Source organism: Serratia sp. Ag1 (assembly GCF_000743355.1).
Taxonomy (GTDB): domain Bacteria; phylum Pseudomonadota; class Gammaproteobacteria; order Enterobacterales; family Enterobacteriaceae; genus Chania.
Map to the genome: position 1 here is coordinate 52,626 of NZ_JQEI01000013.1, position 15,525 is coordinate 68,150.

Sequence of the window (15,525 nt, forward strand, 5' to 3'; positions counted from 1 at the left end):
CCCAGTAAGAGAGGAACGGTGTTTGGCGAAACCGATTGCTTTCAGCGTGCCGCATTATAAACTGCGGCGGTTTTTTAACTGCATGGGGAAGGATGAAACGATATGGCTCAGGATAATAATTTCAGCCAGGGAGTGGTGCCGCAGCACGCCAAAAAAGGGGCATTGGCATTAACGTTTGTGATGTTGGGGCTCACTTTTTTCTCCGCCAGTATGTGGACCGGGGGAGCGTTAGGAACCGGGCTGGGCTATCGCGACTTCTTCCTGGCGGTGTTGATAGGTAATCTGCTGTTGGGGATTTATACCGCTTGCCTGGGGTACATCGGTGCCCAAACCGGGTTGACCACGCACTTGCTGGCACGTTTTTCTTTCGGTACGCGCGGCTCGTGGTTGCCTTCGCTACTGCTCGGCGGTACGCAGGTGGGGTGGTTTGGCGTCGGAGTGGCGATGTTCGCTATTCCTGTAGGCAAGGCGACCGGTTGGGACATCAACGCTCTCATCGCTATTTCCGGTGTCTTGATGACCATAACGGTGTTCTTCGGCATCTCGGCGTTGACCATACTCTCGGCGATTGCGGTCCCGGCTATTGCGGTGCTGGGGAGTTATTCTGTCTGGCTGGCGGTGCAACATGCGGGCGGTATGGCGGTGGTACGTGCGATTACACCCGCAGAACCTCTGGCTTTTAACCACGCTTTGGCGATGGTGATCGGTTCCTTCATCAGTGCGGGTACTCTAACGGCTGACTTTGTGCGTTTTGGTCGCAGTGCCAAAATGGCGGTCATGGTCGCCTTGGTTGCTTTCTTCCTGGGTAACTCGCTGATGTTTATTTTTGGTGCCGCAGGCGCAGCAACGCTGGGGATGGCCGATATTTCTGACGTGATGTTTGCTCAAGGTTTGTTGCTGCCAGCCATCGTCGTGCTGGGGCTGAACATCTGGACGACCAACGATAATGCGCTATACGCTTCTGGCCTGGGTTTTGCCAATATCACCGGCTGGTCAAGCAAGGGATTGTCGCTGCTCAATGGGGCCATCGGTACGTTGAGCGCGTTGTGGCTGTATAATAATTTTGTCGGTTGGCTGACCTTCCTTTCCTCAGCCATTCCGCCTATCGGTGGGATTATTATCGTTGACTATCTGCTGAACCGGCGGCGTTACCTCACGTTTGCTCAGGCAAGGATGATGGATATCAACTGGGTGGCGATCCTGGCCGTTGCGGTGGGGGTTGCTGCTGGGCACTGGCTGCCGGGGATTGTTCCGGTTAATGCCGTTCTGGGTGCCGCGTTGAGTTACGCAATATTGAACCCGCTGGTTAATCGCCAGTTTATTCAACAGACCAAGGAATCGTGTGCCAGTGAATAATATAAAATATATCAATAACCTGCGCCTCAATGACCATGAAGGGCTATGGCAACTGGCGTTTGAGCAGGGGCGCATTGCCCATATTATCCCGCAGCCTGCAGGGTTGGGAGCAGGTAGTGATGCCCTCGATGCTGAGGGTGGTCTGGCCGTGCCCGCGTTTGTCGAACCGCATATTCATCTGGATACCACTCAGACTGCCGGGGAGCCCGCCTGGAATCAGTCAGGCACGTTGTTTGAAGGCATTGAGCGCTGGGCTGAGCGCAAGGCGCTGCTGACCCATGAAGACGTGAAGCAGCGCGCCTGGCAAACGCTGAAATGGCAGATCGCCAACGGCGTGCAGTATGTGCGTACTCATGTCGATGTTTCCGATCCTACGTTGACCGCACTGCGCGCCATGCTGGAAGTGAAGCAGGAGGTGGCTCCTTGGGTCACGCTGCAAATTGTGGCTTTCCCGCAGGAAGGGATCTTGTCTTATCCCAATGGCGAGGCGCTGTTGGAAGAGGCATTGCGTCTGGGGGCCGACGTGGTGGGAGCGATCCCGCATTTTGAATTCACCCGTGAATATGGCGTGGAGTCACTGCATAAAGCATTCGCTTTGGCGCAGAAGTACGATCGGCTGGTGGATGTGCACTGCGACGAGATCGACGATGAGCAATCACGCTTTGTCGAAACCGTGGCGGCGTTGGCGTTGAAACTGGAAATGGGCAGCAAGGTGACTGCCAGCCATACCACGGCGATGCATTCCTATAATGGCGCGTACGCTTCACGGTTGTTCCGCCTGCTGAAGATGTCTGGGATTAACTTTGTTGCCAATCCGTTGGTGAATATTCATTTGCAGGGGCGCTTCGATACTTACCCTAAGCGGCGTGGGATTACGCGGGTGAAAGAGATGCTGGAAGCAGACATTAACGTCTGTTTTGGTCATGACGACGTGTTCGATCCCTGGTATCCGCTCGGCACCGCTAATATGTTGCAAGTGTTGCACATGGGGCTGCATGTCTGCCAACTGATGGGTTACAGCCAGATCAACGATGGCCTGAACCTGATCACCACCCACAGCGCGCGGACGATGCATTTGCAGGATTATGGCTTGGAGGTGGGTAATAGCGCCAATCTGGTGATCCTGCCAGCAGAAAACGGTTTTGACGCGGTGCGCCGCCAAACGCCAGTGCGTTATTCCATCCGCCATGGCGCGGTCATTGCTGAAACCCAACCGGCGACCACTAGGCTGTATCTGCAAGATGAGGAGAGAGTGGATTTCCGGCGTTAGGTACCATGAAAAGGGTTCTGCGGTAGCAGAACCCTTATGTATAATCATCAAAACTTAGTGAGTTACATGCCCATGACTGCGATGCTTGGTGACAAAACCGAGCAGCAGACACATCACAAACACCGCCAGATACAGGCCGTTCGCGGCGGTCAGCGCTGCGTGTGCGCCGCCTTTAGCCACCAGCGGGCCAGTCACCACAAAGGTCAACATGGTGCCGATGGTGCCGCAGGTCAGGATAAAGTTGACCAGCTTTGGTGAAGAAACCTTGGTCTGCAGCGAACCGAGGGTAATCAGCGTGGTGTAGATGGCGCTGGAAACGAAGCCCAAAGCCATAATGTAGTAACCCAGGTATTGTGGGTTATCGCTGCTGACAAACAGGTACATCGCACCCGTTGCCAACGCCGCCAGCACGGTCACGATACGTTGCAGATCAAAGAAGCGCAGGATAAAGCTGAACACCCACATACCGACCATATAGGATGTCCAGAAATCGCTCACCAGCTTACCTGCCTGGCCGATATCCATATTGAAGGACTTGGTGGCGTATTCCGGTACCCACTGGATAAAACCCAACTGGCCGAGGATGTAGCACAGCGCGGCGATCGACAGGAACAGCACGCCGATCCCCCATTTCTCTTTGACCACTGGCTCAGCATTTTCCGGCCCTTGGTTACCGAGCACCGGGAACTCGGAGCACAGAGTTAACAAGAAGATCGCCACGTACAGCAGGCCAATACAGGCATAAACCCAGTACCAACCGATGCTGCGAGCCAGCAGCATGGCGGCGACGATCGGGAAAATCATCCCGGCCATGCTGAAGAACGAATCGGTGAACAGCAGGCGCGAACCGCGCTGGCGGCCAGCGTACATATGGGTAATCAGGAAGGTGCCGATCGACATGGTAATGCCGCTGACGACGCCAAGCACAAACATGCACAGTGAGAACAGGGTCAGGCTTTTACTGACCATCAGCCCGGCCACCGCCAGCAGCATCAGGACAAAGCCAAACAGCAACTGGCGTTTCAATGGGATGATTTCCATCAGCCAGGCATTGAGGAAGATCGAAATCAGAATACCGGCATTAAGAAAGGTAAAGGTGTTACTCATGCTGGAAACCGGCAGATTGAAATATTCTGCGATGTTGCCCATCACCATCCCTGTGACGATCACTAAAGCGCCGGTCAGCGCGTAAGAAAAGAAGCTGATCCATGTTAGCCGGATGCGGTTGCTGTCATTCATTGTATAGGCCTGATTGATGACTGTTGCGGTTGAGGTTCAAAACTGGCGCAAGGCCACTGGTTTTTGCTGGAAAGACAGAGAGAATCCCGTTCAGGTCACCAGAATGTGGATCCTAGCAATAGCTTACGGGATTTTTTGTGATGGAAATCTTCTTTACGATGCAAAAAAGTGAAATTAAAAAAATATCCTTGTGATCTATATTGCAATCGTCGCGATCGAGTCGCGGCGCACCACAATGGGTTCAAACGCCACCGCAGGCGTGAGTGGATTGATTAACCGGCGGGTAGCATATTGCGCCATCTCAGTGATGGGGAAATGCACGCTGGTGAGAGCCGGGCGTACAAAAGGCGCACGCTCACCGCTGTCATAGCAGATCAGTGCTATATCCTGCGGTACGCGCAGGTGGTGCTCGTTAATCGCCAGCAGGGCACCAATGGCCATTTCTTCATTACAGCAATAAATAGCGCTTGGCAGCGTTGCGCGGCGCAACAGTTGGTCGGCACAGTCGTAGCCGCTTTGCAGATCGTAAACTCCCGCCAGGCAATCCACCGGTTGCAGATCGGCGGCCTGCATCGCGTTGAGGAAACCCTGCAGCCGCAATTGGCTAGAGGCGCGCTGCATCGGGCCGCTGATGCAGGCAATGCGCTGGTGGCCAGCATCGATCAGCGCTTGTGTCGCCATCTGGCTGGCGCGCACGTGATCAAACGTCACGCAACGTTCCTCTAGGCCCGGCACCAGGCGATCCAGCAACACAAAAGGGCGCTGCTGCTCTGTGGCTAACTGGCGGAGTTGATCGTCAGAAAGAAAACGCACGTGCAGGATCACGCCGTCGCAACGCAGGCTGAACAGGCGTTGAATGGCCAACAGTTCGTTCTCAGCGCTGTTGCGCCCTTGGGTGACCAGCAGTTGTTTGCCGTGTGATTCTGCCTCGGTTTGTACAAAATCCATCAGCGCACCAAAAAATCCACCACGGTAAGACGTGGTGACTAGGCCGAGCGTATTGCTGTGGCTGGAGGCCAGCGCTCTGGCTGCCGGGTTGGGGGTATAACCCAGTTCTGCCACCGCTTTGGCAACTTTTTCACGCGTAAGGAGTTTTACGTTGCTGTCACCATTGACCACGCGCGAGACGGTGGCTCGAGATACTCCGGCTAACGCTGCAACATCTTCCAGTGTCACCATTATTCTGCTCCTGATTATATGTCCCCTTGTTTTAGGTGCGATGTGCTATTTAAATTGCGGCAAATAAGCCTGGTTCACCGCTAATACTTCTTCCAGCAGCGGTTGGGCAATCTGGGCATTGGCGATTAACGGGTTGGTCACCAGGGCCAGCAGAGCACTGCGGCGATCGCCGTGTACGGCGGCTTCAATTGTCAGGCGCTCGTAGGTTTTTATCTGTTGGGTTAGCGCGTGCATCGATTCCGCCAGCTTGCCGAAAGTGAGCGGGTGTGCGCCCTGAGCATCGACGACGCAGTTGGTTTCTATCACAGCATCGTCTGGCAAACCACCAATAGCGCCACGGTTTGCGGTATTGACAACTAATTGCGTCCCGAGATTATTGTGAATCGCACGAATCAGTTCCAGCGCGACTTCCGAATAAAACGAACCGCCACGGAAGCTGAGCTGCTCGGGTTTGCTGTCCAGATGCGGATCGGCATACAGTTCAAACAGCGCTTGCTCCACCTGCATCACCTGTTCTGCACGGGTGCCGCGCTCGGTTGCGGCGGCGGTTTCTTCTGCCAGCATCTGCTGAGTCTGGTAGAAATAACGATGATAAGGGCAGGGGATAGCACCGACCGCCCGCAGGAACTCCGGCGGCCACGGCTCTTCTTTGATGTTGTTCATGGTTAATGTCGCGCCGTTGCACAGCATGTCGATCACGTTGCCGGTGACGTCCTGGCCGTTTTGCAGCACTTTGTGTACCCAAACCAGGTGATTCAGCCCGGCAAACTGCAATTGCACCTGGTCGTAAGGAGCTTGCAGCATATTGGCAATCATATGGTGCATGCTGATGGGCACGTTGCACAGGCCGATGATTTTCGCTTTGGTATAACGCGAAACCGCTTCGGTCACGATGCCTGCCGGATTGGTGAAATTGATGATCCAGGCGTTCGGTGCCAATTGTTCCACTTTACGGGCGATGTTCAGCATGACCGGTATGGTGCGCAGTGCTTTGGCAAAACCGCCGATGCCGGTGGTTTCCTGGCCGATTAGGCGGTATTTCAGGCCTAAACGTTCATCGGCAGCGCGCGCGGGCAACTGGCCGACGCGCAGTTGCGTCAGCACAAACTTGGCCCCGCGAATGGCTTCGTCCAGCTCGAAATGCACGCTGACTTTCACCTGCTCCAAGCCGTTACGTGCCAACATGCGCTGAGTCAACGCCGCAATGATCGCCACTTTTTCGCGGCCTGGCTCGACGTCGACCAACGCCAGTTCGGTCACCGGCAACTCCGCAATACGCTGAATCAGGCCCTCCACCAGTTCCGGCGTATAGCTGCTGCCGCCGCCGATAATGGCAATTTTCAACGAACTCATGAATGGGTCTCCTGTTGCGCCTGACGGCGGTAAAGTTCAATCATGTCGCCAGCCAAGTCCTGAATGACCATGGCGTTCATCAAGTGATCCTGTGCATGTACGGTGATCAGGGTGATCGGCAGCTTGCCGCAGCCTTCGTCCAGGCCGATAAGCTGGGTTTGAATATGATGCGCATGCTTTACCGCTTGCTGTGATTCGGCCATATGCGCAGCCGAGGCGGCGAAATCACCGGCACGCGCCTGTTGCAACGCCATCAGTGCGCTGCTGCGGGCACTGCCCGCGAACACCAGCAATTCCATGATGATGCTTTCAAAATCCGGGCTGACATCAGCCATCAATTCCGTCACGTCATTTCTCCTGTTACTGCGCGGCAGCGGTATCGGCGGCTTCAGGTTCAGCGGTGGCCTGCTGCTGTTCCTGCTCTAGCAATTGTTTTTCATACACTTTGAAGAACGGCAACCAGATCGCCAGATCGATCACCATCAAGAGCAGCACCAGTAACGCCGCGCGGACATCCCAAGACGCAGAGATCATCGCCCCTAGCGGGGCTGGTGCGGTCCAGGGGGCCATCGCAACCATTTTTTCCACCAAGTCCCAGTTCAACGCGAAGTAGGCCAAGGTCGCGTTGACCATCGGGACGACGATCAGCGGGATAAACAGCGTTGGGTTCATCACTACCGGTGAACCGAACAGCAGCGGTTCATTGATGTTGAAGGCGGCGGGTACCACGCTCAGCTTGCCGATGGTGCGCAGATGAATAGAGCGGCTACGCATATACAGAAAAGCCAGCACCAGCGTGGAACCTGAGCCGCCGATACAGACATAGAACGACCAGAATGGCGCGGTGAGGGTTTGCGTGCTGGCTGCGCCGTGCGCGACCAGCGCAGCGTTGGTCGCCAGGTTAGCCATAAAGATTGGGTTGAGCAGGCCGGTCACGATGTTGTCACCGTGAATACCGGCAAACCACAGCAGGTTGGCGATCAGCACGGCCAGCAGGATGGCAGGCAGAGTATCACTGGCAGAAATCAGTGGCTGGAACAGATGCATAATGGCATCCGGCAGCAGAAGCTGGAATTCGCTCTGCATCAGAATGCTGATCGGGTACACCGTCAGCAGAATGCCCACTACCGGGTACAGCAGTTCGAACGAACGCGCAATTGCCGGTGGCACCTGTTCCGGCATGCGGATGGTAATGCGGTACTTTTTCAGCAGACGAATCAGTTCAACTGACCAGATCGCGCAGATCAGGGCGGTAAATACCCCTTGGCCGCCTAGAAAATCGAGCGACATCTTATTATCAACCTGCGGTGCTGCCGCCAGCAGAAATGCCATCAGCGACAGTAACCCGGCGGTCAAGGCATCCAGGCCGTAGTGTTTGGCCAGGCTGTAGGCAGTGCCAATCGCAACGAACACGCTCATCAGACCCATGGTCATAAAGAATGGCATGGTGATGGTATTCCAGTGAGTTTTGGCAAAACTCAGCCATGCCTGCCCGAAACCGGAAGTGGTATTGGCATCAAACGGCGGGTTGGCGACGATCAGCATAATACTGCCGACAATCAGGAACGGCATGGCGGAAATAAAACCATCGCGGATAGCGATAATATGGCGCTGGCTACCGATCCGCCCAGCCAGCGGGGCAACATGGTTTTCCACCACGCGCATCAGAGAAGCGTAAAGGCTCATGGTTCTCTCCGCAGAGTCAGTCAATCAGGCTGAGGGCGTGTTCCAGCACTTTGTCGCCACGCATTGTGCCGTAATCCATCATGTCGATGACGGCGACCTGCAGGCCATGGGGTTCCGCGAGTTTGCTGAAGCGCGCCAGTTCGTATCTCACCTGTGGCCCCAGCAGGACAACGTTCGCGGTGGGCAGTTCGGCCTCGAAATCAGCAGCCGGTACTGCGACGATCTCCAGGTGCAGTTCACGTTTCTGCGCTTCGGCTTGCATGCGCTTGACCAGCATGCTGGTGGACATTCCTGCGGCACAACACAGCACAATCTTCATCACTTTAGCTCCCCCGTTATTCTTATGTTTTATTAGCGCTAAATGAGAGCGCTCTCATTGAATAAGCGTAACCAGATTACAGAATCAAACCGGGAGTTAAGTCGCAAAAAATAAGTGGAAGAGGAAGAGGGTAAAAAATGCGTGATCCACTTGGCAAAAATGAGTACGGCGATCATACTGTCGGCAGGCCAAAAAGCAGTCTGAGTAAGAAATATCCTGCAATTACTTAAATATTGGTAAATGGCTGGCGCTATCAGGGGGAGCTCTTTAGAATCAAGGCGCTTTTCCGTTGTTTGTCTCTTAGAGAAAGGACCCGTTCATGTTCAAACGTACTTTAGTGACCTTCGTTGCGCTGTGTTCCCTGATAGCAACGGCTCCTGCTGCATTAGCCGCCGGTGAAACCCGCGTGATGCTGACCACCTCGGCAGGCAATATTGAATTAGCGCTCGACAGCCAGAAAGCTCCCGTTTCTACGAAGAACTTCATCGACTACGTGAACAGCGGTTATTACAACAACACCGTTTTCCACCGTGTGATCCCAGGTTTTATGATTCAGGGCGGTGGTTTCGCGGCGGATATGCAACAGAAAGCGACCGGTGCAGCAATCAAGAACGAAGCTGACAACGGCCTGCGCAATCTGCGCGGGACTATTTCCATGGCGCGTACTGCCGATAAAGACAGCGCGACCAGCCAGTTCTTCCTGAACGTGGCGGATAATGCCTTCCTCGATCATGGCCAGCGTGATTTCGGTTATGCGGTATTTGGTAAAGTGGTGAAAGGGATGGACGTGGTGGACAAGATCTCCCAGGTGCCAACCGGCAACGTAGGGCCTTACCAGAACGTGCCAACCACACCCGTCGTCATCCTGTCGGCCAAAGTGCTGCCATAAACCCCCTTCTTATGACTTGGAGTTGGCCACAGCTCCAAGTCTGTTAGCTTCCGCTTGGCGGCTGGCTTGTTCTCTTCCCACCGAAGCTTTGCCTACATCACTGTTTTCTTCCTCTTGGCATGCTCTAATCAGCGCCCATAACCAGACCTTTTAGTTATCTGCCTTTGTTGTTTATGATGAGCTGTTGTTTATGTATGAATTCAACCAGGTTTTGCTGCTGTTACAGCAGATGTGTGTTTATCTTGTTATCGCCTATTTATTAAGCAAGACACCGCTGTTTATTCCGCTGATGCAGGTCACCATCCGCCTGCCACACAAGCTGCTGTGCTACGTCATTTTCTCCGTATTCTGCATCATGGGCACTTACTTCGGTTTGCACATTCAGGATTCGATCGCCAATACCCGGGCGATCGGTGCCGTATTGGGCGGCTTGCTCGGTGGGCCTTCCGTTGGCTTTCTGGTTGGCCTGACCGGCGGCCTGCACCGCTACACCCTCGGGGGCATGACCGATGTGGCCTGTGCAGTGTCGACGGTGGCCGAAGGGCTGGTGGGCGGCATAGTACACAGTATTGCCATGCGGCGCGGGCGTATCGATCTGCTGTTCAACCCCCTGTTTGTGGCAGGGGTGGCGTTAAGCACCGAAGTGCTGCAGATGGTTATCATCCTGGCGATTGCCCGACCATTCCCGGAAGCACTGCTGCTGGTGGAACATATTGCTTTACCGATGCTGATCGCCAATACGCTTGGGGCTGCGATGTTTATGCAGATCCTATTGGATCGGCGGGCGATGTTTGAGAAATACACCAGCGCCTTTTCTTCAAAAGCGCTGAAGATCGCCGAACGCACCGAAGGTATTTTGCGGCAAGGGTTCGACCAGGAAAACAGCATGAAGGTGGCGCGCGTCATTTATCAGGAGTTGGGCATTGGTGCCGTGGCGATCACCGACCGTGACAAATTGCTGGCTTTTATCGGCATTGGTGACGATCACCACCTGCCGGGGACGCCGATCTCTTCGGTGCATTCTCACCGGGCGATTGATCACAATGAAGTGGTGTATGCCGATGGTAACGAACTGTCTTACTGCTGTTCAATCAACGCCAGTTGCAAACTGGGGTCGACGCTGGTGATCCCGCTGCGTGGCGAGAATCAGCAGGTGATCGGTACTATCAAGCTGTACGAACCCAAAACCAAACTGTTCAGCACCATCAATCGTACCTTGGGGGAAGGGATCGCCAGCCTGCTGTCGGCACAAATCATGGCGGGGCAATATGAACGGCATAAACAGCTGTTGGCGCAGTCGGAAATCAAGCTGCTGCACGCCCAGGTGAACCCGCACTTCCTGTTCAATGCGTTAAATACGCTGGTGGCGGTGATTCGTCGCGACGGCGAACGAGCCTGCGAACTGGTGCAATACCTTTCCACCTTTTTCCGCAAAAACCTGAAGCGCTCCGATGATGAAGTGAGTCTGGCGGATGAGCTTGAGCATGTGAATGCCTATTTGCAGATAGAAAAGGCCCGCTTTGCCGATCGGTTGGAGATTAACGTTTCGCTGCCGGAAGAGTTGCTGGCGGTGAGATTACCTGCCTTTTCACTGCAGCCGATTGTAGAAAATGCCATCAAGCACGGGACTTCACACTTGTTGGGGATTGGCCGGATCGATATTGGCGCTCGGCGCGAAGGGGAACATCTGTTGCTGCAGGTGACCGACAATGCCGGGCTGTTTTGCCCACAGGCGGGCGGCAGCGGCTTGGGAATGAACCTGGTGGATCGGCGGATCCGCGTGCGCTATGGGGAAGATTACGGGGTACAGGTCGCCTGCGAGGCTGAAACCTTTACCTGCATTACCTTGAGCGTGCCGTTGGCGAGGGCTGCCTGATGTTAACCATATTGATTGTTGATGATGAACCGTCGGCCCGCGATAACCTGCGCCATCTGCTGGAAGAAGAAGAGGGCGTGACGATTATCGGCGAGTGCGCCAATGCGATTGAAGCCATCAGCCAGATCCACCGTTTGCAACCGGACGTGGTGTTTCTGGATATTCAGATGCCGCGTATCAGCGGGCTGGAAATGGTGGGGATGCTCGATCCCAACCGCATGCCGTATATCGTATTCCTGACGGCGTACGACGAATACGCCGTGCAGGCTTTTGAAGAGCATGCGTTCGATTACCTGTTGAAGCCGACCGATGCGACCAGGCTGAACAAGACGTTGCAGCGCCTGCACCAGCGCCGAGCACCGCAGAATGTCGCCGCGCTGGAAGAGAGCGCTGGCTACCTGAAATATATTCCCTGCACCGGCCATAGCCGCATCTATCTGCTGCGCTTTGATGAGGTGATCGCGATCCGTTCGCGTTCGACCGGGGTGTATGTGGTTCGTAATGATGGGATGGAATGTTTCACTGAACTGACGCTGCGCACGCTGGAAAGCCGCACGCCGTTGGTGCGCTGTCACCGGCAGTATCTGGTTAACCTCGAGCAGGTCAGAGAGATCCGTTTTGAGGAAAGCGGTGCGGCGGAGATGATTATGCCAGTGGGCGAGCCGGTGCCGGTCAGCCGCCGCTATCTGAAATCGCTGAAAGAAGAGTTGGGGCTGCGCGGTTAAGCGGCGTCTCTGAGGGCATGCCTTGACGGTATTTCGTCCTACTTATAGCTTTAATAGCATCAACGGGTGTTTTGCGTCGTCTCAGACCAAAGGAACAGCACATGAGTGAAGCACGGATTATTGCCAAAGCAATGCACGATGGGAAACCGGGACAGGAACTGGTGATTTTGCCCGCCTTAGCCAACCGCCATGGCCTGATTACCGGAGCGACCGGAACCGGTAAAACGGTAACGCTGCAAAAGATGGCGGAGCAGTTCGCGCGCATTGGTATTCCGGTGTTTCTGGCCGATGTCAAAGGTGATTTATCAGGTATCGCGGCTGAAGGTGTGCCTTCCGAAAAACTCCAGGCACGGCTGGCGGCCATTGGTGTCACCGACTGGCAGCCACAAGCCTGCCCGATGATCCCGTGGGATATTTTTGGCGAAAAGGGTCACCCAATCCGTGCCACCGTTTCCGATCTTGGCCCGCTGTTGTTGGGCCGCCTGTTGGATCTGAACGAGGTGCAAAGCGGCGTGCTGCAACTGATCTTTAAAATCGCCGATGACAATGCGCTGTTGCTGCTCGATATGAAGGATTTGCGGGCAATGGTGCAGTATGTTGGGGATAACGCCAAACAGTTCCAGACTCAATATGGCAATATCTCTTCTGCCTCGGTTGGCGCGATCCAGCGTGGTTTGCTGACGCTGGAAGAGCAGGGAGCCAATCAGTTTTTTGGTGAGCCGATGTTGGATATCAACGAGCTGATGAAAACCGATGCTAACGGTCACGGTATCATCAATCTGCTGGCGGCAGATAAGTTGATTAACCAACCGAAACTCTATTCGGTATTCCTGCTGTGGCTGTTGGCTGAATTGTTCGAGCATTTACCCGAAGTCGGCGACCCCGAGCAGCCGAAACTGGTGTTTTTCTTTGATGAGGCCCACTTGCTGTTTAACGATGCGCCACCGGCTTTGCTGACCAAAATCGAGCAAGTGGTGCGGTTAATCCGTTCGAAAGGGGTGGGGATCTATTTTGTCACCCAGAATCCGCTGGATATCCCAGACAGCGTGCTGGGCCAGCTCGGTAACCGCGTTCAGCATGCGCTGCGCGCTTTTACACCGCGTGACCAGAAAGCGGTGAAGGCGGCGGCCCAAACGATGCGCGCCAACCCGGCCTTTAATGCGGAAACGGCGATTACCGAATTAGGCGTAGGGGAAGCGTTGGTGTCCTTTCTGGATGAGAAAGGGCGGCCTAACGTGGTGGAGCGGGCGATGGTGATCGCTCCTGAATCGAAAATGGGTATGCTGGGGGCCGAAGGGCTGAACAGCGCCATCAATAAATCGCCGTTATATGGGCGTTACGAGGATGCAGTGGATCGCGAATCCGCCTATGAGAAGCTTTCTGTCGGAGGTTTTGCCACCATGGGCAAACCCCAGCCCGATCAAACGGCACCTAAATCGGCGACGGAGCAGGGAAGCGGTGGCGGGCTGATGGACGGATTGAACGACATTCTGTTTGGTTCCACCGGCCCGCGCGGGGGGAAACGCGATGGTATTGTTCAGACCGCAGCCAAGAGCATGGCGCGCGATTTAGGCCGCCAGATCCTGCGTGGCGTTTTAGGCTCAATCATGGGGGGCCGCAAAAAGTAGGCTGACATTATTGGTTGCGGCAGTAAACTAGCGCAGCATTTTTTCTGTTGGAAGTCACATGCTGCTGTTGATCGATAATTACGACTCCTTTACCTATAACCTTTATCAGTACTTCTGCGAACTGGGTGCAGAGGTGCTGGTAAAGCGTAACGACGAACTGCAACTGGCCGAGATCGAGCGGCTGGCTCCGCAGTATCTAGTCATCTCTCCGGGCCCTTGTACGCCGAACGAGGCGGGCATTTCGCTGGCGGCTATTCGCCACTTTGCTGGCAAGTTGCCGATCCTCGGGGTTTGCCTTGGGCATCAGGCGATCGGCCAGGCATTGGGGGCCAACGTGGTGCGTGCCCGGGCAGCCATGCATGGCAAAACCTCCGCCATTCGTCACAACCATCAGGGCGTGTTTACCGGCCTGAATAACCCGCTGACCGTGACCCGCTACCATTCGTTGGTGCTGGAGGCGGCGACCTTGCCAAGCTGCTTTGAGGTGACTGCCTGGAGTGAGCGCAACGGTGAGCGGGATGAGATCATGGGCATTCGCCACCGGACGCTGGCACTGGAAGGGGTGCAGTTCCACCCGGAAAGCATCCTGAGTGAGCAAGGTCATCAACTGCTGGCTAATTTCCTTAAAAATTAGTTTGTTAGGATTATTTTGCCACTGCCGATGATTTTGGTTTGCCCTTTATTGGTTTTTTATGCATATTTTGTGACTATATTTTCAAATCATCACAACAATAACGCTGAGTCAACTTCAGGATGGAGCCCATAATGACCGAAAAAATCGCCGTCGATCGCAGCACCTTTGATCAGGTTATCCTGCCTGTTTATGCGCCCGCTCAATTTGTGCCGGTGAAGGGCAAGGGCAGCCGCGTGTGGGATCAGCAGGGCAAAGAGTATATCGATTTCTCTGGTGGTATTGCCGTTACCGCGCTGGGGCATTGCCATCCTGCTTTGGTGGCTGCGTTGCAACAGCAGGGCGAAACGCTGTGGCACACCAGTAACGTTTTTACCAATGAACCTGCGCTGCGCTTGGCAACCAAACTGATCAACGCCACGTTTGCCGATCGGGTGTTCTTTGCCAACTCGGGGGCAGAGGCCAACGAAGCCGCATTCAAACTGGCGCGGCACTATGCGATCAGCCGTTATAGCCCATACAAAACCAAGATTATTGCGTTCAACAACGCGTTCCATGGCCGCACCCTGTTCACGGTTTCCGTCGGTGGCCAGCCGAAATACTCCGACGGTTTCGGGCCGAAACCAGCCGATATCGTGCATGTGCCGTTCAACGATCTGGCAGCGGTGAAAGCGGTGATGGACGATCATACCTGCGCGGTGGTGATGGAGCCGATCCAGGGTGAAGGTGGCATTACCTCAGCGGATGCGGCTTTTTTGCAAGGTGTGCGTGAGCTGTGCGACAAACATCAGGCTTTGCTGGTGTTTGATGAGGTGCAGAGCGGCATGGGCCGCAGTGGCAAGCTGTTTACCTATATGCATTACGGCATTACGCCGGATATTCTCACCACCGCCAAAGCGCTGGGCGGTGGCTTCCCGGTGAGCGCGATGCTGACCACGGAAGAGATCGCTTCAGTGATGCATGTGGGCACCCATGGCACCACCTACGGTGGTAACCCGTTAGCCTGTGCGGTGGCGGAAGCGGCGCTGGACGTGATCAATACGCCGGAAGTATTGAGCGGCATTGAACAGCGCCACAAGCTGTATGTGCAGGCATTGCAGAACATCGGCGAGAAGTACCGGATTTTCAGCGATATTCGCGGCATGGGATTGCTGATCGGTGCGGAACTGATGCCGGAATATCACGGCAAAGCGCGGGACTTCCTGACTGCGGCGGCGGCGCGGGGTTTGATGATCCTCAACGCGGGGCCAAACGTAATTCGCTTCGCACCTTCGCTGGTGGTGGAGCTGAAAGATATTGAAGAGGGGATGGCGTTGTTCGAACTGGCGGTACAGGATGTGATTAACGCTTAAGTGCTTTGCAGGAGCTGATCAG

Annotated in this window: 14 protein-coding genes; 8 read left to right on the forward strand and 6 right to left on the reverse strand. The window is 54.9% G+C overall.

Annotation, left to right across the window (positions count from 1 at the left end; genetic code table 11):
* Window positions 1-102 precede the first annotated feature (102 nt).
* Both codB and IV04_RS07760 read left to right on the forward strand, forming a co-directional pair.
* The gene (gene codB, locus IV04_RS07755; RefSeq protein ID WP_037402784.1) at window positions 103-1,356 is read left to right on the forward strand and encodes a cytosine permease; all 1,254 of its coding nucleotides are present in this window, start codon (window positions 103-105) and stop codon (window positions 1,354-1,356) included.
* A complete protein-coding gene (locus IV04_RS07760; RefSeq protein ID WP_369794883.1) occupies window positions 1,349-2,626 on the forward strand; it encodes a cytosine deaminase in 1,278 nt (425 codons plus the stop codon). The genes codB and IV04_RS07760 overlap by 8 nt, the downstream gene beginning before the upstream one ends.
* A 54-nt stretch (window positions 2,627-2,680) precedes the next feature.
* Here IV04_RS07760 and tsgA read toward each other — a convergent pair whose 3' ends face one another.
* The 6 genes from tsgA to IV04_RS07790 form a co-directional block, all read right to left on the reverse strand.
* Window positions 2,681-3,865 carry an MFS transporter TsgA gene (tsgA, locus tag IV04_RS07765; RefSeq protein WP_037402782.1) on the reverse strand — a complete coding sequence of 395 codons (1,185 nt, stop codon included), beginning with the start codon at window positions 3,863-3,865 and terminating at the stop codon, window positions 2,681-2,683.
* Between the two features lie 195 nt (window positions 3,866-4,060).
* A complete protein-coding gene (locus IV04_RS07770; RefSeq protein ID WP_037402781.1) occupies window positions 4,061-5,044 on the reverse strand; it encodes a LacI family DNA-binding transcriptional regulator in 984 nt (327 codons plus the stop codon).
* Window positions 5,045-5,089: 45 nt separating this feature from the next.
* Window positions 5,090-6,397 (reverse strand): 6-phospho-beta-glucosidase, encoded by a 1,308-nt coding sequence (locus tag IV04_RS07775; RefSeq protein WP_037402780.1) that lies wholly within the window; start codon window positions 6,395-6,397, stop codon window positions 5,090-5,092.
* Window positions 6,394-6,732 (reverse strand): PTS lactose/cellobiose transporter subunit IIA, encoded by a 339-nt coding sequence (locus IV04_RS07780; RefSeq protein WP_037402892.1) that lies wholly within the window; start codon window positions 6,730-6,732, stop codon window positions 6,394-6,396. Before IV04_RS07780 ends, IV04_RS07775 begins: the two co-directional genes overlap by 4 nt.
* A gap of 25 nt (window positions 6,733-6,757) precedes the next feature.
* Window positions 6,758-8,083: a PTS sugar transporter subunit IIC gene (locus IV04_RS07785; protein WP_037402778.1), complete on the reverse strand. Its 1,326-nt coding sequence runs from the start codon at window positions 8,081-8,083 to the stop codon at window positions 6,758-6,760.
* 16 nt (window positions 8,084-8,099) lie between these two features.
* Window positions 8,100-8,405 (reverse strand): PTS sugar transporter subunit IIB, encoded by a 306-nt coding sequence (locus tag IV04_RS07790; protein ID WP_037402776.1) that lies wholly within the window; start codon window positions 8,403-8,405, stop codon window positions 8,100-8,102.
* Window positions 8,406-8,721: 316 nt separating this feature from the next.
* Between IV04_RS07790 and ppiA the strand changes: the two genes are divergently transcribed.
* From ppiA to IV04_RS07820, 6 genes are all read left to right on the forward strand, one after another.
* Complete coding sequence (gene ppiA, locus IV04_RS07795) at window positions 8,722-9,291, forward strand: peptidylprolyl isomerase A (RefSeq protein WP_037402774.1); 570 nt, start codon at window positions 8,722-8,724, stop codon at window positions 9,289-9,291.
* Window positions 9,292-9,481: 190 nt separating this feature from the next.
* Complete coding sequence (locus tag IV04_RS07800; protein WP_037402771.1) at window positions 9,482-11,167, forward strand: sensor histidine kinase; 1,686 nt, start codon at window positions 9,482-9,484, stop codon at window positions 11,165-11,167.
* Entirely contained in the window at window positions 11,167-11,892 is a 726-nt protein-coding gene (btsR, locus tag IV04_RS07805; RefSeq protein ID WP_037402769.1) for a two-component system response regulator BtsR, read from the forward strand. The genes IV04_RS07800 and btsR overlap by 1 nt, the downstream gene beginning before the upstream one ends.
* Window positions 11,893-11,993: 101 nt before the next feature.
* Window positions 11,994-13,520: a helicase HerA-like C-terminal domain-containing protein gene (locus IV04_RS07810; RefSeq protein ID WP_037402766.1), complete on the forward strand. Its 1,527-nt coding sequence runs from the start codon at window positions 11,994-11,996 to the stop codon at window positions 13,518-13,520.
* Between the two features lie 58 nt (window positions 13,521-13,578).
* Complete coding sequence (locus IV04_RS07815) at window positions 13,579-14,154, forward strand: aminodeoxychorismate synthase component II (protein WP_037402764.1); 576 nt, start codon at window positions 13,579-13,581, stop codon at window positions 14,152-14,154.
* A gap of 131 nt (window positions 14,155-14,285) precedes the next feature.
* Entirely contained in the window at window positions 14,286-15,503 is a 1,218-nt protein-coding gene (locus tag IV04_RS07820) for an aspartate aminotransferase family protein (protein WP_037402760.1), read from the forward strand.
* Window positions 15,504-15,525 lie beyond the last annotated feature (22 nt).

Excerpts from the sequence above, each read along its gene's own strand:
- codB (WP_037402784.1), top strand. The coding sequence starts at position 103 with ATGGCTCAGGATAATAATTTCAGCCAGGGAGTGGTGCCGCAGCACGCC.
- tsgA (WP_037402782.1), bottom strand. The coding sequence starts at position 3,865 with ATGAATGACAGCAACCGCATCCGGCTAACATGGATCAGCTTCTTTTCT.
- IV04_RS07770 (WP_037402781.1), bottom strand. The coding sequence starts at position 5,044 with ATGGTGACACTGGAAGATGTTGCAGCGTTAGCCGGAGTATCTCGAGCC.
- IV04_RS07775 (WP_037402780.1), bottom strand. The coding sequence starts at position 6,397 with ATGAGTTCGTTGAAAATTGCCATTATCGGCGGCGGCAGCAGCTATACG.
- IV04_RS07780 (WP_037402892.1), bottom strand. The coding sequence starts at position 6,732 with ATGGCTGATGTCAGCCCGGATTTTGAAAGCATCATCATGGAATTGCTG.
- IV04_RS07785 (WP_037402778.1), bottom strand. The coding sequence starts at position 8,083 with ATGAGCCTTTACGCTTCTCTGATGCGCGTGGTGGAAAACCATGTTGCC.
- ppiA (WP_037402774.1), top strand. The coding sequence starts at position 8,722 with ATGTTCAAACGTACTTTAGTGACCTTCGTTGCGCTGTGTTCCCTGATA.
- IV04_RS07800 (WP_037402771.1), top strand. The coding sequence starts at position 9,482 with ATGTATGAATTCAACCAGGTTTTGCTGCTGTTACAGCAGATGTGTGTT.
- btsR (WP_037402769.1), top strand. The coding sequence starts at position 11,167 with ATGTTAACCATATTGATTGTTGATGATGAACCGTCGGCCCGCGATAAC.
- IV04_RS07810 (WP_037402766.1), top strand. The coding sequence starts at position 11,994 with ATGAGTGAAGCACGGATTATTGCCAAAGCAATGCACGATGGGAAACCG.
- IV04_RS07815 (WP_037402764.1), top strand. The coding sequence starts at position 13,579 with ATGCTGCTGTTGATCGATAATTACGACTCCTTTACCTATAACCTTTAT.
- IV04_RS07820 (WP_037402760.1), top strand. The coding sequence starts at position 14,286 with ATGACCGAAAAAATCGCCGTCGATCGCAGCACCTTTGATCAGGTTATC.